Below are 22376 nucleotides of genomic sequence, written 5' to 3'. Positions count from 1 at the left end.
CCGGCACAAGAAAACAAAAGCCTAGTCGGCATATTCACCCATGACTTCCTTATAATTTTCCTTAGTGATAATGACGCCATTGAACAGTTGCTCCATAGGCATCTCCTTGCCCTCGTTGATCCAATCCATCAGCGTATTGGCTGCGGTCCTTCCTACGACTCCGGGAGAAAAGAAGCTCGCCGCTTTCATGGCGGAATACTCTTTCTTGAATTCGTCCTTCGCCAGGTATCCTCCAAGTCCCACCACGCAGGAGTCCCAGTCAAGCCCTATCTGTTCCAAGGCCCGGACTGCACCGATGGCCCCTTCCTCGTTGGAGCTCATGACAAGCCATTTTTTTATCTCCGGATGCTGGGCATAGACATCGATGGCTGCGCTGAACCCCTTGTCCGTTTCTCCGTTGTAACTTGCATGGAACATCCTGCTTTCGGGAAACCCCGGCAGCATTTCCTTGAATCTTTCCTGTTCACCTGCCGCCCTCTCCACGCCACTGGTCACCATCCGCATCGTCAAAATGAGTACCCCTACATCTTGGTGGTCCGAAATGCCGCTCTTGATGGCGTAGTTGGCCATCCAGTCCCCGTTCATTTCGCCGATCCGCCTGTTGTTCACACCCACAAAAGGAGCAATCAGCGTTCCGTTTGGATTGATTAGCGGATCATTGGTTGCAACCACGGGAATGTCTGCATCCCGAAGCTTTGTCACCGTCCAAAGGCTCAATTTTTGATCAGGAATGCATAGGATGACCCCGTCGATTTTTCTGGAGATGATGTCCTCGATTGCCCTCATATACTTTTCATTGTTCATTTGAACATCAATGAAGATGAATTCGTCGGCTCCCCTTTCCAGCACGGTCCGCTCCACTTCGAACCCCTCATTGATGAAATAGATTTGTTCGCCCGACTTGTAGATTCCTGCGATGATGGTTCTGTTGTGTTCCGTCTGCAAGGAAGTCCCGTTTTCCATCCCTTCATGCTCCACTATACTGCCAGCGCAAGCGGAGAGAAGGAAAAATGCTGCCGTTGAAGCCAGCAAAAACATGATATGGCTCTTCATCGAAACCCTCCTCCTGTCCCAAATAGGAAAAGCCTTAGTCATAAACCAAGGCTGCTAGTTCCATTATAAGGGGAGGTGTGCAACTATTCAACGTCAATTTGTCTTCAGTTCTTGGATTTCGTATAGATGTCGAAAAGGACGGCAAGGACCAAAACCAGTCCCTTGATCGCCTGTTGCCAGTCGATTCCCAGTCCTACCAGCGACATCCCGTTGTTCATCACACCCATGACCAGACCACCCACGATGGCCCCAACCACCGTGCCAACGCCTCCGCTGGCGGAGGCTCCTCCGATGAAGCAGGAGGCGATGGCGTCCAGTTCGAATCCCTGCCCCGCCTTCGGGGTCGCCGAATTCAGCCGTGCGGCAAAAACCAGGCCGGACAAGGCAGCCAGCATGCCCATGTTGATATAGACCATGAGCGCTATTCGGGCTGTCTTCACACCGGAGAGTTGCGCAGCTTTTTCACTTCCTCCCAATGCGTAGATATGTCGGCCAAAGATGGTTTTCTTCATGATGAATGCATAGATGACAATCAGGACCGCAAGCAGGATCAGGATGTTGGGGATTCCACGATAATAAGCGATGACCGCCATGAACGCGTTGATTGCAAGCAGCACCAGGACATTCTGCCCTACGAAGAACGTGTGGGAAATCACTTCAAACCCATACTTCTGCTTGGACTTCCTTTCCCTGATCTGGAATACCACGTAAACAGCAGATAGGAGGACACTCAGGACCATGGTGGTCAGGTGGATTCCCTCACCCCCGAGCACGTCCGGGATGAACCCGGAGCTGATTTTTGTGAAAAGCGGAGGGAACGGAGCCAGCGACTTTCCTCCCAGCACCACCATGGTAAGCCCACGGAAGAAGAGCATGCCTCCCAAGGTGACGATGAATGCGGGTACTTTGAAGAAGGCAATGATGCTTCCCTGCAGTGCGCCGATGCCAGCCCCAATCAACAGGGAAATCAATGCAGCCGCCAGGAAATTCATATTATTGGATATCATAAGCGTTGCTGCCACGGCTCCAATAAAAGCCGCCACGGAACCTACCGACAGGTCGATGTTCCCCGTCACGATGACAAGGAGCATTCCCACGGCTAGAATCAGGATGTAGCTGTTCTGCAGCACCAGGTTCGTAATGTTCAGGGGTGTCAGGGACATTCCCCCCGTGTATGCCGCAAAGAACAACATGATCGCCACCAAAGCGATGATCATTCCGAACTGTCGGATGTTGCTCTTCAGAATTTCTTTCAAGGTACCCATCATTCTACCTCCCTTTTGTTGTTGATGACATGCTTCATGATCTTTTCCTGGGTCGCATCTGCCTTGTCCATCTCTCCGGTAATTTTCCCTTCACTCATCACATAAATCCGGTCGCAGGTCCCCAGCACTTCCGGAAGCTCTGAGGAAATCACCAGGATGCATTTGCCTTCATTGGCCAATTTGTTCATGATTGTGTAGATTTCATATTTTGCTCCCACATCAATTCCTCTCGTGGGTTCGTCCAGTATCAGGATGTCCGGCTCTGCAAATATCCATTTGCTGAGCACCACCTTCTGCTGGTTTCCTCCGCTCAAATTGACCGTCTTCTGGAAGATATTGGAGCACTTGATGTTCATCCTCCTCTTGAATTCTTCCGCCTCGCGTATTTCCCTCTTCTCGTCAATCACCAACCCCTGGGTGATCGATTGCAAATTGGTCAACGAAATATTATGCCTTATGTCGTCATCAAGGACTAGTCCGTACTGCTTCCTATCCTCCGTCACATAGGCGATGCCGTTCTCAATGGCCTGGCTGACGGAATTCAGATGGATTTCCCTCCCATCTTTGATCAGGCTGCCACTGATTTTCTTCCCGTAGGACTTGCCGAAAATGCTCATGGCGAATTCCGTCCTGCCCGCTCCCATCAATCCTGCAATCCCTACTATCTCGCCTTTCCTAATGTTGATGTTGATGTTGTCCAAAACCTTTCTTCCTTCATGGAGCGGATGATAGACTTCCCAGTTTCTGACTTCAAAATAGACGTCGCCGATGTCGGTCACCCGCGAAGGATACCTGTCCGTCAATTCGCGGCCGACCATTCCACGGATGATCCTTTCCTCTGAAATCCCTTCTTCCCCTATTTCCAAGGTCTCGATGGATTGCCCATCCCGGATGATTGTTATGGAATCGGCGATCTTCGAAATCTCGTTCAACTTATGGGAAATCATGATGGAAGATATGCCATTTTTTTTAAGCTCCAGCAGGAGTTGCAAAAGGTTTTCGCTGTCATCCTCATTGAGCGCAGCCGTCGGTTCATCCAGAATCAGCAGCTTCACATCCTTGGACAATGCTTTTGCAATCTCAACCAGCTGCTGCTTCCCTACACCGATGTTGGTAACCAGCGTATCCGGACTCTCCGTCAATCCCACCTTCTGCAACAGTTCTCCGGTCCGCAGGATGGTGTCGTTCCAGTTGATGATCCCGTTCCGTGCCTGCTCGTTTCCCAGAAAAATGTTTTCCGCTATGGATAGGTACGGAATCAAAGCCAGCTCCTGGTGGATGATGACAATCCCTTTCGCTTCGCTTTGCTTAACATCCTTGAACGTGCATACTTCCCCATGGTAGAGGATGTCCCCTTCATAACTTCCATGGGGGTATACACCGCTCAACACCTTCATCAAGGTGGACTTGCCCGCTCCATTTTCACCCACCAAAGCGTGGATTTCTCCGGACCGCACTTTCAAGCTTACCCGATCCAGGGCCTTCACGCCTGGAAAGGTTTTGGTTATGCTTTTCATTTCGAGAATGCATTCTGCCATAAGACATACGCTCCTTAACTTCTTTTCCCCAATCTTTAATCAAGACCAGTGGAAACTTCCCCACTGGTCTTGACCTGTGTCCCTGCTACTCTGTAATCTGCTCTTTCGTGTAGTATCCACTTCCGACCAGGATATCCTCCCAGTTGGTCGCATCCACAGCTACTGGCTCCAACAGATAGGACGGTACGACCTTCACACCATTGTCATAGGTTTCCGTATCGTTCACTTCCGCTTCGCGGTCGTTCAGAACAGCATCTACCATCTGGACCGCCTTTTTGGCAAGCTCCCTTGTATCCTTGAACACGGTCATCGTCTGCTCCCCCGCCAGAATCGACTTGATGGAAGGAAGTTCCGCATCCTGCCCTGTGACAACCGGCATAGGCTGGTCGGAGGCTCCATAGCCAATGCCTTTGAGAGACGACAGGATGCCGATGCTGATGCCGTCATAGGGAGACAGCACCGCATCCAGGCGCCGGTTGGCATAGTTGGCGCTCAGCAAGTTGTCCATTCTCGTCTGTGCCAGGGAACCATCCCAACGCAGTGTTGCCACTTGGGACATGTCCACCTGTCCGCTCCGGACCACTAGCGCTCCGCTGTCGATATAGGGCTGCAAAACGCTCATGGCTCCATCGAAGAAGAAGTAGGCATTGTTGTCATCCGGAGATCCTGCAAACAATTCAATGTTGAATGGCCCGTTCCCTTCCTTAAGACCCAAGGTTTCCTCGATATAGGATGCCTGTAGCACACCAACCTTGAAGTTGTCGAAGGTCGCATAGTAGCTCACATGCTCTGAATTTCTTATGAGCCTGTCATAGGCGATGACTTGGATGTTCTGATCGTTGGCCTTGACCAGCACATCCGTAAGGGATTCTCCGTCAATGGCTGCAATCACAAGGACTTTCACCCCTTTGGTGATCATATTCTCGATTTGGGCAACCTGGTTCTCTATGACGTCTTCCGCATACTGCAGGTCCGTACTGTATCCAAGCCTCTCGAATTCCATAACCATATTGTCTCCATCTGCGACCCATCTTTCCGAAGACTTCGTTGGCATGGATTTGTGAAATGATGATCTTCCTTTCTCCAGTTCTTCCTATGGGAATGGACTCCCCAAAGCAAAAAATCCATAGTGCTCCTATCTGCAACAACCAGTTTTCCACAAACCAGAAATCACAGGAAGGTACACACTATGGATATCAACAATTATACAGAGATTCACGTCACAAGCATTCCTACAGGTGCGGTTGTGGCCGCCATTTCAGGAAATGCGCACCTCCGCCGTTCCCGGCCATCTCCTCCAGCTCCTTGGGGACTCCCCTGAAGAACTGTCTTTACCGTTTGAACCACATTCTCCACAGTAAAACCAAATCTTTCAAACAAGTGTTCTGCCGGGGCGGAGGCACCGAAGCCGTTCATGGTTACCGTTGCTCCGTCCAAGCCTACATACTTCCCCCATCCGAAATCACTGAGGGCCTCGATTGCCACGCGTTTGCGGATTCCCATGGGGAGTACGGAATCCTTATACTCCTGGCTCTGCTGCTCAAATACATCCATGGATGGCATGCTCACCACACACACATCGATTCCCTCTTCCGCCAGCACCTTTTTCGCTTCCACAGCCAAGAACACTTCCGAACCGCTGGCGATCAGAATGGCATCCGGCTCCTCCTTGCTGCTGCCTTCCAATACATAAGCGCCTTTCAAGGCTTCCTTGCTGGAACCGGAAAGCTGCGGCAGATTCTGTCTCGTCAGCACCAGTGCCGTTGGGGCAGACGAAGAGGTCGCCGCATGGAACCAGGCCGCCGCCGTCTCCGTGGCATCCGCAGGGCGGAAGACATGCATTCCCGGAATGGAGCGCAACATTGCCAACTGTTCGATGGGCTCATGGGTAGGCCCGTCCTCCCCTACCCCGATGCTGTCATGGGTGAACACATAGGTCACCGGAAGCCGCATCAAAGCGGACAGCCTGGCCATAGGCTTTGTATAATCGCTGAACACAAAGAAAGTGGACACAAAGGGACGCAGACCGCCATGGAGGGCCAGACCGTTTCCTATGGCAGCCATGGCCATCTCCCGCACTCCGAAATGCAGGTTGCGCCCCGCATAATCATCCCTGGAGAAATCGCCCGCGTCTTTCATATGCGTCTTGGTGGATGGCGCCAAGTCGGCAGCCCCTCCAATCAGCCCCGGAACCTGGTCCTTCAGGCGGTTGATCAAAATGCCCGACAAGTTTCTGGTTGCTTGGGGTATGTCCTCATACGCCCAGAATCCCGGGGAATCATAGAGCTTTTCTGCAGCATGCACGTTATGGTACCCATCCCACAGCCCTTTCATTTGAGGATAAGCATCCACATACCGGCCAAACATCTCCTCCCACGCATCCTGGGCGTTGATTCCGGCATCTGCCAGCTTCCGGTAATGCCCATACACTTCCTCCGGCACATGGAAAGGCTCCATGCTTTCCCAGCCCAAGTTCCTTTTCAGGGCAATTACGTTGTCGGCTCCCAGCGGTTCTCCGTGGGCGCTTGCCTTCCCTTCCTTGGCCGGACAGCCACAGCCGATCTGGGTTTTTACGGTGATGAAGGACGGATGAGCCTGATCTGCCTTCGCAGCCTTGATTGCTCTGCCGATCTCCAAAGTGTCATTGCCGTCCTCCACCGTCAGTATCTGGAAGCCGAATGCCTCCATACGCCTCTGCACATTCTCGGTAAATGCACGTTCTGTGCCCCCCTCAATGGTGATCCGGTTGGAGTCGTATAGAACAATCAACTTTCCAAGTCCCAGCGTGCCTGCCAGGGAGAGCGCCTCGTAGGAGACTCCCTCCATCATGCAGCCGTCTCCACCCAGCACATACGTGTAGTGGTCAACCACCGGATACTCCGGCTTGTTGAACACAGCCGCCAGATGGGCCTCGGCCATGGCCATGCCCACCGCCATGCCAATGCCGGCTCCAAGAGGTCCTGTAGTGGCCTCTACCCCTGCTGTATGTCCGAATTCAGGATGTCCCGGGGTCCGGGAATCCAGCTGGCGGAAAACCGACAAATCCTTCAAGGAGAGGCCATAACCGAACAGATGGAGAAGGGAATACAATAGCGTGGATCCATGCCCGGCGGATAAGACAAAACGGTCCCGATTCTCCCATTTAGAATCAACGGGATTGTGTTTCATATGGTGGCCCCACAGCTCATATGCCATGGCGGCAGAGCCGAGGGGAAGCCCCGGATGACCGGAATTGGCCTTTTGGACCGCGTCGGCCGCCAATATCCTGATTGCATTTACTGATTTTTTCTCGATTTCCAGATTCACTTCCATTTTTCCTCCTACCAACCCTCTAGCAGGCCTTTGAAGCCTCTGCCTTATTTTCCCTGGCCGTAATATGCATGCGGCCCGTGCTTGCGCAAGAAATGCTTGTCCTGCATGCACTGTGGCGTCCGGTTGTCTGCTGTGGGATTCAACAGCTCCGTCATCAGATTCATCTTCGTGATTTCCTCCAGCACCACCGCATAGTGCACGGCCTCCGCGCCATCCTTTCCCCAAGTGAATGGGCCATGGTTCTTGCATAGGACAGCCGGAACATGGGCCGGATTCTTTCCCCGAAATGTTTCCGCAATGACAAGTCCTGTGTTTTTCTCGTATCCATCTTCGATTTCCTCGGCCGTAAGATTTCTGGCACAGGGAATCTCTCCATGGAAATAGTCCGCATGGGTGGTCCCATAGCACGGAATTCCCCTTCCCGCCTGCGCCCATGATGTGGCGAAGGGCGAATGGGTATGTACAATCCCGCCGATTTCTGGAAACGCCTTGTAAAGCTCCAGATGGGTTGGCGTATCCGAGGAAGGATTCATTTCCCCCTCCACCTTGTTTCCCTCCAGATCCACCACGATCATATCTTCTGGCCGCAACTTATTGTAATCCACACCGCTCGGCTTGATTACAAACAGTCCCCGTTCCCGGTCCATGCCGCTTACATTCCCCCATGTGTAGGTCACCAGTCCGCGCTTTGGCAGTTCCATATTTGCTTCATATATCTGTTCCTTCAGTTCTTCCAACATTTTTTGCTTCTCCTATCCTATCGGAGCGCCTCCACAGCTGCCCGCTCAATCGCAAGGCCGCAAAGATACTTCTCCATGAATTGATTGAAACCCTCCACATCCGCAGCGTCCGGTTCCAACAAAACACCTTTCTGTCCGGCAAATACCCTTTCCCTAAGATAGCTGTCAAGCGTCTCGCCATCTTCCTTTTCCAGCATATAGGCTGCCAGCAAAGCAATTCCCCATGCGCCGCCCTGCCCGGCCGTTTCCATGACAGACACCGGCACACCGGCCGCAGCCGCCATCATCTTCTGTCCCACAACCTTTGTTTTAAATAGACCTCCATGCCCTGACAGCACATCCAACTTGACGTTTTCTCCTTTGAACAGGATGTCCAAGCCAATTTTCAAGGTGGCCAATGCGGCAAAAAGATGCGCCCGCATGAAATTCGCCAGATTGAACCGGCTGTCCGGCTTCCTCACAAACAAGGGGCGCCCTTCCTCCACATGGGTGATGTGCTCGCCGGACAAATAGTTGTACGCCAGCAGCCCGCCGCCGTCGCTTTCACCATCCAGCGCTTTCGTGTACAGGAGGGAGAACAACTGGTCATCGTCCATTTCCACGCCTGCCGACTGGGCGAATTCCTTAAAGATTCCCACCCACGCATTCAAATCGGAGGTGCAGTTGTTGCAGTGGACCATCCCAACCATGTCGCCTGCCGGGGTGGTAACCAGATCGATTTCCGGATGCACTTTTTTCAATTTGTCTTCAAGCACCACCATGGCAAACACACTGGTCCCTGCCGACACATTTCCAGTGCGTACGCCCACGCTGTTCGTGGCGGTCATTCCGGTTCCCGCATCGCCTTCAGGGGGGCACATGGGTACTCCCGCCTTCAAGTTTCCACCCGGATCCAGCAGCCCCGCCCCTTCCTGTGTAAGCACACCGGCGTTTTCTCCCGCCACCAGGGCTTTGGGAAGGATATCCCTCAGCTTCCAAGGGAGATTCTCCTTTTCTACCAGTTCGTCGAACTGCTCCACCTTATGTTGGTCAATATCCTTCGCATGTACATCCACCGGAAACATGCCGGCAATATCCCCAATACCCAGCACTTTCTTTCCCGTCAGCTTCCAGTGCACATAGCCCTCCAATGTGACCAGATAATCCACCTCCTGCACATGAGGCTCCTTATTCAGGATTGCCTGATAGAGATGGGCGATGCTCCACCTCTGGGGTACCGGATACCGGAACAGTTCCGTCAGTTTATCCGATGCCTCCTTGGTGATGGTGTTGCGCCAGGTCCGGAAGGGAACCAGGAGTTTCCCCTTCTTGTCGAACACCATGTATCCATGCATCATCGCGCTGATCCCTATACCTCCCAGTGCGCCGATCTCCTCCCCGTACCTGCTCCTCACATCCTCCGCCATCTTCCGGTAGGCATCCTGCACCCCTTCCCAAACGGACTCCAGAGGATACGTCCAGATGCCATTTTCCAACCGGTTCTCCCACACATGGTTGCCGGATGCAACAGGGGTGTGGTCCGCTCCAATCAGCACCGCCTTTATCCGTGTGGAACCAAGTTCGATTCCCAGAATTGCCTTGCCCTCCCGGATCGTGTTCCTTATCTTCTCTTGTTCTCCATTCATGCTGCAATCCTCCCCTTTCGCCCCCATCTACCGGAACGCCACAGAGTTCCAGCGCATCTCGTTCTTCAGGCTGCGGATGGTCGTGCCGCTATCGATGATGACCGCTTCGATTCCCATGGCCGCCGCCCAATCCGCCATCTGCTCTGCAGTGAGGTCATAGGTGAATGCGGTATGGTGTGCGCCTCCCGCCAGAATCCAGCTTTCCGCTCCTACAGACAGGTTTGGCCTTGGTGTCCAGAACGCGGTGGCTACCGGCAACTTCGGCATCGGTTTCTCCACCTTCTTGCAATCCACCTCATTGATGATCAGACGGAAACGGTTTCCCATATCGATCAGCGAAGTTGCCACACCCGGTCCGGTTTTTGACGTAAATACGAGCCTTGCAGGTTCTTCCTTTCCTCCCATGGATAGGGGACTCACTTTAATGCCGATAGGCCCTTCGGAAATGGTGGGGCAGACTTCCAGCATATGAGCCTGCAGAATCCCCTCCTTTCCCGGCACAAGGTTGTAGGTGTAATCCTCCATGAAGGAAGTTCCTTTGGCCCCCTTGACGCTTGCGGTCATGATCTTCATCAGGCGTACCATGGCAGCCGTCTTCCAGTCCCCTTCTCCGCCGAAGCCATATCCTTTTTCCATCAGCCGTTGGATTGCCAGGCCCGGAAGCTGTTCAAGATGACCCAAGTCCCCAAAGTGGGTGACAACCGCCTGATAGTTTTTTTCTGTCAGGAACCTTTCAAACCCTATCTCAATACCGGCCTGTACCGCCATGGAGCGCCGAAATTCCTTCTCGCCACGCCCTTCAAGATGGATTTCGTACTTGCTGTAATATTCCTCCACCAGGGTATCGATTTCCACAGCGGGAACATCCTTTACATAATTTACGATTTCATTTACCGGATAGGCGTCCACCTCCCAGCCGAACTTGATCTGGGCTTCCACCTTATCACCCTCGGTCACTGCCACGTTGCGCATATTGTCGGCCACCCTCACCACACGGATATGGCTGCTTTCCATAATCCCGACCGCTGTCCGCATCCAATCCGCAATCCGATTCTGCACGGCCGGATCACTCCAATGGCCCACAACCACCTTCCTCTCGATTCCCATGCGTGTGACGATATGGCCATACTCCCTGTCACCATGGGCGGACTGGTTTTCATTCATGAAATCCATGTCGATTGTGTCATAGGGAATCTCCTGATTGAACTGGGTGTGCATGTGCATCAGCGGCTTTCTGTACTCCTGAAGCCCAAGAATCCAGGCCTTTGCCGGGGAAAAGGTGTGCATCCAGGTAATTACGCCGGCACACTCTTCGTCTGCATTTGCCTCGTTAAGCAACTGACGGATGGATGCGTTGTCAATCAATGTCGGCTTCCACACCAGTTCAAACGACAGAATTCCCGACCCGTTCAACTTGTTTACCATGATTTTAGAATGCTCCTCCACATGCGCAAGGCACTCCACACCGTATAAATCCTGTGATCCGGTGGCAAACCAAAATTTGTAATTTTTACTGTTCATAAGAAGTCTCCTTTTCCTTGATCACCTTAAACCCATTCATTTCAACATTGACACATCCTGCTATGTTAATTATAAGAAAGCTCGTTCCATACGCCAATTTCCTTTCACAGGTGCTTCGTTCTTAAAGTTACCATTTCCGACTTGCCAATCGGGTGACTAAATCTTTTCGCTATGCTATACTGAGTTCAAGCAATTGATGATATCGCAAGGAGGTGCACTTCTATGACCTTGAAGGCTCTGTGCGAACAGATTTCCCGCAGCGACCCGAACATGCTCCAGGATGACAACCCCATCGGTTCCCGCATCATGTGTCCGGAATATTCCCTCCATCAGGAGGATATTAAAACGTATCCGCTCCAGAAAAAGGACCACATCTTTGCCCTATGCTGGAACATCACTTCCGACAAAAGGTTCTACGGCACCATCAAGCCCTCTCCAACCTCTTTTTCTTACGGCTGCAGCTTCCTGCCAGGAATGCGGACCCAACTGCACACCCATGAGTACCTGGAACTTTCCTACATCGTATCAGGGAGTTTCCGCCAATCCATCCTGGGAACGGATATAACGTTTGAACAGGGAGATCTTTGCTTGATCGACAAGAATTGTCTGCACCAGGACCATCTGGATTCAAATTCCGCCTCTATCCTGTTTTTGGGTATTGCCAATGATGTGTTTGAAGACATCATGTCAAGCCATGCAACGGACGACCGGATTCTGTCCTTCCTTCAGTCCGCCTTGCTGAAGCAAAAAAACCTGTTGCAATACCTGCACTTCAAACCGAATGCCAATTCCAAAGGGGAGATGGAGGAATGCCTGTCCAGTCTGTTGAAGGAACTGATTCTCCACGACGAGGCATCTGCCATCATATGCAGGGGCCTTTTGATGCGCATTTTCCGCATACTCAGCACCAGCTACGATTTTTCTTTGTCCAAGGAACTCAGAAAAGAGATGAGCTGGCTTTTGTATGAAGAAATCACCGCCTATATTAAGGAAAACTACAGGGACATCTCCATTAGGGAGCTGTGCAGCCAATTCCATTTTCAGGAAGATTATTTCAACCGTATTCTAAAACAGAAAGCGGGGATGACCTATATCGAATTTGTGCAAAATCTCCGGCTCATCGAAGCCGAACGCCTGCTGACACACACCGATTTCAGTATTGAACGGATTGCCGATCTGGTGGGATACCAAAACAAGGGGTATTTCTATCGTCTTTTTACAAAGCATCATCAGATGACACCCGCAAAGTTCCGGGAGAAGCATTTAAAACCCAAGGAACATGGCGTTCGTCCTCATTCCTAGACTTTTGTCGACACCCGGATGACATTCCAAGTGGCCCTCTTGACCACACATGAAAGTCTCCCCCCCGCAAGTGATGCACCTCGGGACTGGACCGGCACCACATTGTCGGGATTTTCCACCGAATTGACTGCCTTTAGGTCAGCATGTTCCAGCACGATATGTTCAAGAACTCCCGATGCCTTTAGGCTCCTGAAATCGCAGGAAAGATCCAGGTCCTCCTCCAGACTCCGGTTGAGCACGAACAGAGTGGCGGTCTTGTCTTCCTCGTTCCATACCGCAACTGCATCCAGCACTGGAACATCCGTAAACTGGGTGCAATCATACTTGGGCGAATCCACATTGACCTGCAGGGCAACACCTCTTCCATGCAGGGACGCATGCAGGAAGGGATAGAAGATGGTCTGACACCAGGCCTTTCCACCAGTCTTTGTCATCACAGGCGCGATGACGTTTACCAGTTGGGCCAGACAGGCCATGTGCACCCTGTCAGCGTTCTTGATCAGGGTGATCAGCAGTCCCCCCACAAGCAACGCGTCCTCGAAAGTGTAGATGTCCTCCAAAAGGTGGGGTGCGAACTGCCACCTCTCGTTGAACTGGTCGGCTTCCCTGGAGTGGTACCATACGTTCCACTCGTCAAAGGAAAGGTTGATCTTTTTCTTGCTCCGCTTTTTTGCCTTCACGTAATCGCAGATGGCCACCACGGATTTGATGAATTCATCCATCTCTATTCCCTTGGCCAAATAGGACGGCGTGTCGTCTGTCGGATTCCCGTAGTAATTGTGAAGGGACAGATAATCCACTTGGTCGTAGGAAAGGTCCAGAACCGTGGCTTCCCACTCGGCAAATGTGGGCATGTCGATATTGGAGGATCCACAGGCGACCAACTCAATCTGCGGATCCGTCCATCGCATGACCTTTCCAGCCTCGTTCGCCAGCCTGCCGTACTCTACAGCCGTCTTGTGCCCAATCTGCCACGGACCGTCCATCTCGTTGCCCAGACACCATGTCTTGATGGCATAGGGCTCCAAAACGCCGTGGGACTTGCGCAGGTCGCTCCAGTAGCTTCCTCCAGGATGGTTGCAGTATTCGACGAGGTTTCTGGCCTCATCCGCACCCCTGGTTCCCAGGTTGACCGCCATCATCATTTCCGAATCCACTTTTTTAAGCCATTTGGAAAATTCGTGAAGTCCGATTTCGTTGTTCTCCCTTGTAAACCATGCCAAATCCAATTTTGTCGGCCGTTCGCTCCTGGGTCCAACCCCGTCCTCCCAGTTGTAACCGGAGACAAAATTCCCTCCTGGATAACGGATAATCGGCACATTCAATTTTTTGACGAGCTGGATCACATCCTTGCGAAAGCCGTCCTCGTCCGCCATGGGGTGGGTCGGCTCGTAGATGCCGTCATAGACGGCTCTCCCCAGATGCTCGATGAAAGATCCGTATATCCGGTTGTCGATGGTTGCGATTATCCTCAATCTATCGATGGTGATCGTTGCTTTCTTCATGCACACCTCCTCCCCATTCCCTCAGTTTCCGCTTCCTGGTTTCCCCAGCAGCATGCGTCCATCCTCCCCAAACCGGATCCGCTGTACCCTTGTATGCCGGTTGGGGTCGTACAGGGGATCCCCTTCGATTTCCCTGTAGCTTCTTGCATGATAGACCAACAGGTCTTCATCCCCTTCTTCCACAACCGTGAAGCAGCTGTGTCCTGGACCGTACTGGCTGTTCTCTTTGCTGGTTTCAAATACCGGCTCCTGGGATTTTTTCCATGCTCTGGAATCCAAAGGGTCGCAGTCCGCTTCTGCCGTCAGCAACCCCATGCAATAGTTGTGGTCCGTGGCGCTTGCCGAATACGTGAGGTAGATTTTACCGTTTTTCTCCAAAACCGCAGGGCCTTCATTGACCAGAAAGCCGATGGTCTCCCAGGGCAATTCTGGTTTGGTCAGCATGACCTGCTCTCCTTCAATTGTCCAGGGGTTCTTCATCTTTGCGATGTAAAGATTGGAATTCCCTTCGATTCCCGATTCCTGTTGCGCCCAGACCAGGTAGCGCTGTCTTGTCCTTCCATGTAAGAACGTGGTGGCGTCCAAGGCGAAGCTGTCCCAGTTCGTCCGAATCTGCCCCTTTTCCAGCCATACTCCTGTGGTGGGATCTTCTGCATCATTCTCTATGACGAACATCCGATGGTCCAGGACGTTGCAGGATGCTCCCGCCGCATAATACACGTACCATTTCCCGTCTATATGATGGATTTCCGGTGCCCAGATCAGGTGGCTTTGGGGGCCTTCCCCGTGTTTCCGCCATACCATGTGGGGCTTTGCATCGCGCAACGCATTTATGTTTTCCGCTTTCCTGATTTCAATGCCATCGTATTCCGGAACGGATGCGGTAAAATAGTAGAAACCGTCCGTGTGCCTATAGATCCAGGGATCCGCCCTCTGCAGAATCAGCGGGTCCTTATAGGTTTTCTTTTCATTCATCTGTCTTTCCTCCTGTGTAGGTTTTCAGGTTTTTCCTCAGCCTTTCACACCGCCGACCGTCAGACCTTCAATGAAAGCCTTTTGGTTCAGCATGAAAATGATGACTATCGGTATGATGGACATCACCGCACCCGGGAAAAGCATATCGTAATTGTTCCCGTAAGGTGTGATTAGGGACGCCAGTCCGATGGGAAGAGTCAGTTTCTCCGTGGACCTAAGGACAATCAGGGGCCACACCAGGCTGTTCCAGCTGTTCATGGCTTGCAGGATCATCATGGCACCGAATGCGGGCTTCAGCAGGGGCATCATGATGCTGAAGAATATCCTGAATTCTCCGCATCCGTCAATCCTAGCCGCCTCCATGAAGTCCTTGGGAATGGAAACGGAGGACTGCCTGAAGAAAAAAACCGCGAAAGGAGACACCATGAACGGCAACACCACTCCCAGATAGGTGTCAATCAGCTTCATTGAAATCATCAGCTTATACAGCGGCAGAATCAGGATTTCCACCGGCACCATCATTACCAATAGCACGATGGCGAAAACCAGATTCTTGCCCTTAAAATCATATTTGGCTAGTCCGTAACCCACAATCGAGGAGAGGAACAGGGAGAAGCCCGTGTACATCCCTGTAATCAACAGGCTGTTTTTGAACCAATGCAGATAAATTCCGTTGTTTTCCGTAAAAAGCGTCCAATAGTTCTTCCAGCTCATGGCATCCAGATTGATTTCCATGTTCACTCCATTCCGCAACAGCTCCTGGCCCGGCTTGAACGAGGAAATCACCATGAATGCGAACGGCGCCAGCGCCAGCACGCTGATGACAACCAGTACCGCAAACACAATCCATTGGGAGGCTTTCTTTCCTTTCTTTCCAACCATCCTATTCACTCTCCTTCTTGAAGAAACCGAAAAACATCAGTTGCACCAGGTTCACCAGCATGATGATTCCCAAAAGCGTCACACCGATTGCTGAAGCGAAACCGAAATCCGCATTGTTGAAGCCGGTGGTATAGATATAGGAAACCAACGTCAATCCAATGTTGCCGGGTGACCGGTAGGACCAGTACGCAAAGCTTTCCGCAAACATGGAGAATCCGCCGTAGATGCTGATGGTGACCACATAGATGATCACCGGTTTCAAGGAAGGCACGGTGATGTTGAAGAACTTGTGGAACACATTGGCACCGTCAATGTCGGCGGCCTCATATAGTTCCGCAGGGATGTTCTGCAGGCCCGAGAGGAAATAGATGATGTTCACCCCCATCCAGCGCCATACGCATAGGACCACCATGGCAAGCATTCCTGTCTTCGCATCCTGCAACCATGTCAGCGGTTCATGGCCGAACCATCCAAGAATCTGGTTGGCTAGGGATGTTGCCTGTTCCGCAAAGGCATACCGGAAGAACATTCCTGCTACAATTACGGAAGTCAGCGCCGGAAGGAACAAGGATGACCTGAAAAAATTCCGTCCAATCAGGTTCTTGCTGTTCAGCAGGGTCGCCAACAGCAATGGTACTGGAATCAGTACAAAGATTGTCCAAAAGGTGTATCGGAAACTGACGCTCAGTGCATCGTAATAGTGTGGATTCATCAAGTTCTTGTAATTCTTTAAACCTACAAAGTTCACTTCCCCGAATCCCAGCACTTCTTGAAAACTCATGACAAAAGCGGAAAGGATGGGATAAAGGAAAAACAGAAGAAACGAAAGGATGAAGGGTGCAACAAATAGATACGGAACGATTTTTTGTGAGTTCAACCACCTCTTGACTTCATGCTTTTTGCTTTTTTTAATTTCGAATAACACCTGATTCATATCAACCACTCCTATTTGCAGTTGGAGGGAATTCAATATCTCATTGAATTCCCTCCAGCACATTTTATTTGGCTCTCAGTTCATCCGCCGCTTCTTTCAACGCCTCAGCAGCTGTCTGACTCTGTTCCTTCAACACTTTGAACACTACATTCCGTTGCACAAGACTGACCGCCTCAGGGAACAAGTCGGTAATGCTGGTCGGACTCAGCTCGTCTTTGACTTCCAGCAACATCTCGAAGATGCCATCCCCGAAATATTCCGTGAACTCATTGGATGCGGACATGGCTGGATCGTCCCACACATCCCATCGGATTGGATCGAATCCAAGCAATGTCCATGTGTTGATGCTGCCCTCTCTAGACAATTTGGCTGAAGCAAGGAACGCTTTGGCCAGATCCTGCGACTTGCTCTGCACCGTTACGACCGTTCCTGTTCCCCCCATGCCAGCCGAACGATTTCCCCCTTCCTCCCAAACAGGAAGGGGACGGATGGCAATCTTGCCTTCCAGGTCGGGCATGTAGGACACGAATCTGCCCATGTACCACATGGGCATCATTAGGGACGCGGCACCGCCTTTGTTCATAAAGGCCCAGTATTCTTCCGAATGGTGGAAACCGCCAGGAGCTGCCACCGCAATGCTATCCGTGTACATGCAGTCGTAGAGGAATTGCAATGTTTCCACATTTGCTTCATTGTCCAGAATCACGTTGCCCTCTTCGTTAAAGAAATCCGATCCCCGCTGGCTGATAAGGGGGAAGTAGGACCAATGCTCCGTAACTTCCGTTGTCGTCATCGGAACACCAGTGGCCGCCACCACCTTCTTTCCGGCTTCCACGTAATCCTGCCAGGTCACAATCTCATCGATGTCGACCCCTGCCCTGCCCAAAATCTCCGTATTGTAGTACATCACTGTTGCGCCCACATGGTAGTCTATTCCGAAGTAGTTGCCGTCCTTGGCGTAGTTCTCAAGCCGGGACATGATCAGATTCTCCTTCACCGGATCCACGATATCGTTCAATGCCACTAGTGGAGGGGTGCTCCCTTTCAGATAGTTTGCGAATTTGCTGATTTCAATGTCCGCCAGATCCGGAGCTCCAGTTCCCGATTGCAAGGCAATCAGCAGCTTGTTGTGCATTTCGTCATAAGGATAGACCTCGCTCTTCAATTCAATCTGCTGGTCCTTGTTCTGTTCGTTCCATGCTTGGACCGCTTCGTCCATGAAAACCGCATGCAGTTCATTGAAGGTCCAAAAAGACAATTGTGTCGCTTTTCCTTTGTTGCCTTCCGGTCCTCCCGCATTGCCGTTGGCCGAGCCACAGCCCGCCAATAAGGAAACCACCAGACTTGCCACTAAAATCATGCTGCCCCATCTTTTCATAACGTACCCCCGTATGATTGGATTCTTTGCCGATTGTTGGTTACGAGCCTAGTATAAAGCAAAAGAGCCCCTGCCAGGACTCTTCATATTTGACTTTTACTCATGTTTTTTGTCATGATGCTATCATTTCAGATGCGCCGATACCTCGTACTCCAATGGAGTCATTCCGGTGATTTCCTTGAACACCTTGAAAAAATAGTTGTAATTTCTAAAGCCGACTTTCAAGCAGATGTCTTTGATTTTCCCATCCCTTCTTTCTATCAATATTTTGGCCTGCTCCACCCGCACCAGGTTCAGGTATTTCACATAACTGGTGCCGGTCTCCTCCTTGAATTTTCGGCTCAGGTAGGATGCGCTCACCCCGATGAATTCCGCCATATCCTCTAGGGAAATGTCCTTGTCGTGATTCCTCCGGATGAACGCCAGCGCCATGTTCACATTATCTGAACATGGCTTCTCCAACTCCGCCGGAAGGGACAGAGAATCCAGCAACCGCTGGTACACGCTTCTGATCCATTCCTTCACATCGGCCACATTCTCGTACTTTTGCATTTTTGCATAGGGAACATCCATGGAATAAAAAACCTCTCCTGGATCCACACCTTTGGATATGGCTATCCGGCTGGCAATGTTGATGAGTTCCGCCACAATCATATGCGTGGATTTGGGATTGATCCTCTGTTCCACCACATCGTTGAAAATCTCATTGAACACAGCTTCCACCACCTCCTGCTTTCCTGCATGGGTGCCTTCCACAATCCTTCTTTCATGCTTCGGGGACAGCGTGATGAAATCGTTCTTTGTGATCCTCTCCCCGCCTTCCATGAACAGTCGGTCTTTTCCCTGATAGAACTTTTCCTTCATCAGCTCTTCCGCCTTTTTGAAATACCGGCTGACCTCCTGGAGGTGCGGGCAGATGGGACTGACCGCATAACAGGCCGTCAGCTGAAGGTATCGCTGCATGGAAGTCCTGATCCTTTCGATCACCTGATATATCTGGTTGTATACATACAAGGTGCTGAACACCTGGTCCAAAGAATACAGGACGGCATATCTTCCCCTGTCCATATGGACGATACGGGAACCTCTGCTGTCGTTCAGAATCTGCTGCGCGATTTCCTGAAACGACTCCAACAGCTTCTTCAGTTCCAGGTCGGTCAGCTTCTCCTGCAGGAAAGGGTAGTCGTCAACTTCCACAAGGATTACCGTTACATTCGTCATGGAAATGTCAAGCTCCAGCTTTCTGAGGGATTCCTCGATTTCATGTCCGTCTGTAATCTCCCCCAGCAGGATTTCCTGCAGGAACTGCTCCCGCATATAGCTTCTCGCCCTCTGTATCTGTTTGTTGAGTTGCTGTCTCGTGGCGGCTTCGTCCTGGGATTGGAGAATTCTTCTCTTGGCTTGTTCCAAAACGGCTAGAAGGGCCTTTTCATCCAGACGGTGCTTGATGATATAGTCAAGGGCACCCAGTTTCATGCTTTCCTTGACATAATTGAAGTCATCGTAGCCGCTCAAGGCAATTGTCTGGATGGCCGGATTGTGGTCATGAATCCAACGCGCCACAGCTACACCGTCCAGTACAGGCATGTTCATGTCCGTAATGACAATGTCTGGGGCATGGGCCTGGATCATCTCGATGCCAACCTGGCCGTCCGCAGCCTCCGCGCATATTTCGCAATCCACCTTCTGCCAATCCAACAAGGTCTTCAGCCGCATCCTCGCCAGGCTGTCGTCGTCAATCACAAGTATCCTGAACATATCCTCCCCCTATTCCTGAACGGGTAGCGTCACCTCAACGGTGGTGAAAACGTCTTTTACACTCTGGATTTTCATACCGTATTTATCACCATAAATCATTTTGATCCTGTTTTGGACGTTGGCCATGCCAATCCCGCAGAACCCCTGCTTGCGCTTCAGCGGCTCCTTTATCCCATCCTCCCTCATCTCCCCATCGGAAAATCCGACACCGTTATCGGTTACCGTTATCTTCAGGTTACCGTTTTCGAAGAATGACTTGACAAGGATGAATCCCTGACCCTGCATTGGCTGGATGCCATGGATGATTGCGTTTTCCAGGATGGGCTGTATGAGGAAACGTGCAATCCTGCAATGGAGGGTTTCCGGTTCGATGTCGAACTTCACCTTGAATTTGTCGAAATATCGGAACTCCTGTATGACGATGTAATCCTTCAGGTATTCCAGTTCCTCCTCCAAAAGGATGTTGCTTTCATCCCTTCCGATGCTGGCGTTCAGCAGCTGGATCAGGGAGCCGATCAGTTTTTCTATGTTCTCCGCCCCTTGGATGTTCGCCATCCACTGAATGCTGTTCAGTGTGTTCGCTAGAAAATGGGGGTTGATCTGCGCTTGCAGCGCCAGCAGCTCCGCTTCCCTCTTTTCCCTCTCCTGTCGCTTGGTTGTCTCCAGCAGCGCTTTCACTTCCGCAAGCATGTCGTCGAAATGTCTGGCCACCGCAGACAGCTCATCCGCCTCCTTGTCCTGGATTTCCACGGACAAATCCCCTTCTTTGACCTTCTCCATGGTATTGACCATGTTCGTCAGCGGCTTGGAGATGCTCTTAGAAATGACCAACGCAATCAATACCGCCACCAACATGCAGAGGATACCCACCCCCATGGCGTGGATGCCGATTCTTAAGGATTCGCTGTTCAGATAGGCATACGGAATCATCCCTATGACATACCAGTCCGCAGAACCTACTTCCGTATAGTTCACCAGATACTTCTGGTCCACGGTATAGTTGAAGGACTTCATGCCATCCCTGGAAGCCACCTTGATCTGTTCCAGCAACTCGGCATCTTGATAGGTGTTTCCCGTGACCATATCCGGATCCGGACTGGAAACGATCATGCCATTTTCATCAAGGATGAAGATTCGGTGCCTTTCCTCATCGATATCCTGGTATATTTTTGAAAAGAATCTCTCGTTGGTTCGGATAAGGACATATCCGATGGGCGCCCCTTCAGTAATATCCCGGACGACTCTGACCAGATTGATTCCTTCCCTTTGGTCGTTCTCATTCACCAGCAGCCTGACACTATGGATTTCCTGGTCAATATTGCTTGGGAACCATACGGGAGCGCCATCCAGGCGGTCTGCAGCATGATAGAGCCTTTCCATGTAATCCGCTTCATATTTGAGCACATTGCTGCCACTACTGCCGTAGGCGATGATCTTGTCGCCGTCCTTTGTGAACAGCACCACATCCGATACATCGTGCAGGAAGCTGAACTTCTTCACCAACAGCTCGTGCAGGGTCCATTGGAGATCCAGCTTCTCCCACTCACCAAGATTTTCATGGTGCTTCAGGGCCCTCTGCGCCTCCCGGGAAAACATGATGTCGACACTGTCGTACTCCAGTCGGTCCAGCTCCCTTGCGACGTTTTGGTCGATCTGGCCCAGCAGGTCGCTGGAATAGGTGCTGATCTTTTCCTTGATTGCCTGGCTGGATCTGTTGTAGGACAAAACACCCGTTATCAGGCCAGGCACCAGTGAAAGTAGGATAAAGGCCGCAAGCAACCGGGACTGGATATGGGTGCCTCGCAGTCTGTGGAGGACGAACTCGCTGATTCTCCTTCTCATCGGCTGGACGATTCCTTCAACAGGTCCTTCACCACTTCCCCCGCAATGATCAGGCCCGCCACCGGGGGCACAAAGGCCACGCTTCCCGGGGTCTGCCGCTTCCTTGTCCCCACGGCGCCGGAGGCGGCGGACAGCCCTGCGTCCTCCATCTCCTCCGCCCGGGGGCTCAGGGGCTCCTCCCTGGAATAGACCACCTTGAGCCTCTCCACCCCCCGGGCCCGCAGTTCCTTTCGCATGACCTTGGCCAACGGACAGACGGACGTCTCGTAGATGTCCGCCACCTCCAGACGGGTGGGGTCCAGCTTGTTGCCCGTCCCCATGCTGCTGATGATGGGGGTCCCCGCCTTGCCGCAGGCCTCCACCAGGGCCAACTTGGCGGACACGGTGTCGATGGCGTCCACCACATAGTCGTAACGGGCAAAGTCGAAGCTTTCCGCATTTTCCGGCAGGAAAAAGGTCGGGTGGCACTCCACCCGGGCATGGGGGTTGATGTCAAGCACCCGTTCCCGGGCCACATCCACCTTTTCCCTGCCCAGTGTTCGCTGGGTGGCAATCAGCTGACGGTTGATGTTGGTCACGTCCACCTTGTCGTGGTCCACCAGGTGCAGGCAACCGATGCCGCTCCGCACCAGCCCCTCCACCACATAGGAGCCTACACCCCCCAGTCCGAAAACAGCCACCGTGGCGTTCCGCAACACTTCCATGGATTTGCTTCCCAGCAGCAGCCGGGTTCTTGCGAATTCCTT

16 protein-coding genes and 1 pseudogene are annotated in these 22376 nt (G+C 51.9%); 1 reads left to right on the top strand and 16 read right to left on the bottom strand.

From position 1 onward, the window contains the following. Window positions 1-21: 21 nt before the first annotated feature. The 8 genes and pseudogenes from GXN74_RS09900 to araA form a co-directional block, all read right to left on the bottom strand. Window positions 22-963 carry a substrate-binding domain-containing protein gene (locus GXN74_RS09900; protein ID WP_162370773.1) on the bottom strand — a complete coding sequence of 314 codons (942 nt, stop codon included), beginning with the start codon at window positions 961-963 and terminating at the stop codon, window positions 22-24. Window positions 964-1157: 194 nt separating this feature from the next. Beyond that, window positions 1158-2318 carry a multiple monosaccharide ABC transporter permease gene (gene mmsB / locus GXN74_RS09895; RefSeq protein ID WP_162370772.1) on the bottom strand — a complete coding sequence of 387 codons (1161 nt, stop codon included), beginning with the start codon at window positions 2316-2318 and terminating at the stop codon, window positions 1158-1160. Next, window positions 2318-3856 (bottom strand): multiple monosaccharide ABC transporter ATP-binding protein, encoded by a 1539-nt coding sequence (gene mmsA / locus GXN74_RS09890; RefSeq protein ID WP_162370771.1) that lies wholly within the window; start codon window positions 3854-3856, stop codon window positions 2318-2320. The genes mmsB and mmsA overlap by 1 nt, the downstream gene beginning before the upstream one ends. A gap of 85 nt (window positions 3857-3941) precedes the next feature. After that, window positions 3942-4910 (bottom strand): multiple monosaccharide ABC transporter substrate-binding protein, encoded by a 969-nt coding sequence (gene chvE / locus GXN74_RS09885; RefSeq protein WP_162370770.1) that lies wholly within the window; start codon window positions 4908-4910, stop codon window positions 3942-3944. 269 nt (window positions 4911-5179) lie between these two features. Continuing rightward, window positions 5180-7168 (bottom strand): annotated as a pseudogene (tkt, locus tag GXN74_RS09880) (transketolase); the annotation flags it as partial. A gap of 44 nt (window positions 7169-7212) precedes the next feature. Next, the gene (locus tag GXN74_RS09875) at window positions 7213-7908 is read right to left on the bottom strand and encodes an L-ribulose-5-phosphate 4-epimerase (RefSeq protein ID WP_162370769.1); all 696 of its coding nucleotides are present in this window, start codon (window positions 7906-7908) and stop codon (window positions 7213-7215) included. Window positions 7909-7925: 17 nt separating this feature from the next. Then, window positions 7926-9533 (bottom strand): xylulokinase, encoded by a 1608-nt coding sequence (locus GXN74_RS09870; RefSeq protein ID WP_162370768.1) that lies wholly within the window; start codon window positions 9531-9533, stop codon window positions 7926-7928. A gap of 27 nt (window positions 9534-9560) precedes the next feature. Then, window positions 9561-11054: an L-arabinose isomerase gene (gene araA / locus GXN74_RS09865; RefSeq protein ID WP_162370767.1), complete on the bottom strand. Its 1494-nt coding sequence runs from the start codon at window positions 11052-11054 to the stop codon at window positions 9561-9563. 222 nt (window positions 11055-11276) lie between these two features. On the opposite strand from araA, the gene GXN74_RS09860 reads away from it, so the two are divergent. Further along, window positions 11277-12356: an AraC family transcriptional regulator gene (locus GXN74_RS09860; RefSeq protein ID WP_162370766.1), complete on the top strand. Its 1080-nt coding sequence runs from the start codon at window positions 11277-11279 to the stop codon at window positions 12354-12356. Here GXN74_RS09860 and arfA read toward each other — a convergent pair. The 8 genes from arfA to GXN74_RS09820 all read right to left on the bottom strand — a co-directional run bounded on the left by arfA (window position 12353) and on the right by GXN74_RS09820 (window position 22334). Next, the gene (arfA, locus tag GXN74_RS09855) at window positions 12353-13861 is read right to left on the bottom strand and encodes an arabinosylfuranosidase ArfA (RefSeq protein WP_212505767.1); all 1509 of its coding nucleotides are present in this window, start codon (window positions 13859-13861) and stop codon (window positions 12353-12355) included. The two genes, GXN74_RS09860 and arfA, sit on opposite strands and share 4 nt — an antisense overlap. 21 nt (window positions 13862-13882) lie before the next feature. Beyond that, window positions 13883-14836: a glycoside hydrolase family 43 protein gene (locus GXN74_RS09850; RefSeq protein ID WP_162370764.1), complete on the bottom strand. Its 954-nt coding sequence runs from the start codon at window positions 14834-14836 to the stop codon at window positions 13883-13885. 36 nt (window positions 14837-14872) lie between these two features. After that, window positions 14873-15718: a carbohydrate ABC transporter permease gene (locus GXN74_RS09845; RefSeq protein WP_162370763.1), complete on the bottom strand. Its 846-nt coding sequence runs from the start codon at window positions 15716-15718 to the stop codon at window positions 14873-14875. A 1-nt stretch (window position 15719) separates the two neighbouring features. After that, complete coding sequence (locus GXN74_RS09840) at window positions 15720-16430, bottom strand: carbohydrate ABC transporter permease (protein ID WP_343032815.1); 711 nt, start codon at window positions 16428-16430, stop codon at window positions 15720-15722. A gap of 286 nt (window positions 16431-16716) precedes the next feature. Further along, entirely contained in the window at window positions 16717-18012 is a 1296-nt protein-coding gene (locus GXN74_RS09835) for an ABC transporter substrate-binding protein (RefSeq protein WP_246208667.1), read from the bottom strand. Window positions 18013-18153: 141 nt separating this feature from the next. Then, a complete protein-coding gene (locus GXN74_RS09830) occupies window positions 18154-19788 on the bottom strand; it encodes a response regulator transcription factor (RefSeq protein ID WP_162370760.1) in 1635 nt (544 codons plus the stop codon). A gap of 9 nt (window positions 19789-19797) precedes the next feature. Then, window positions 19798-21630 (bottom strand): cache domain-containing sensor histidine kinase, encoded by a 1833-nt coding sequence (locus GXN74_RS09825; protein ID WP_162370759.1) that lies wholly within the window; start codon window positions 21628-21630, stop codon window positions 19798-19800. Then, window positions 21627-22334: a tRNA threonylcarbamoyladenosine dehydratase gene (locus GXN74_RS09820; protein WP_162370780.1), complete on the bottom strand. Its 708-nt coding sequence runs from the start codon at window positions 22332-22334 to the stop codon at window positions 21627-21629. Before GXN74_RS09820 ends, GXN74_RS09825 begins: the two co-directional genes overlap by 4 nt. Window positions 22335-22376 lie beyond the last annotated feature (42 nt).

This window comes from Anaerotalea alkaliphila (genome assembly GCF_010179735.1).
In the GTDB taxonomy this organism is placed as follows: Bacteria; Bacillota; Clostridia; order Lachnospirales; family Vallitaleaceae; genus Anaerotalea; species Anaerotalea alkaliphila.
Note: the sequence above shows the minus strand (reverse complement) of the source record. Positions and strands in the feature narration are given on the sequence as shown.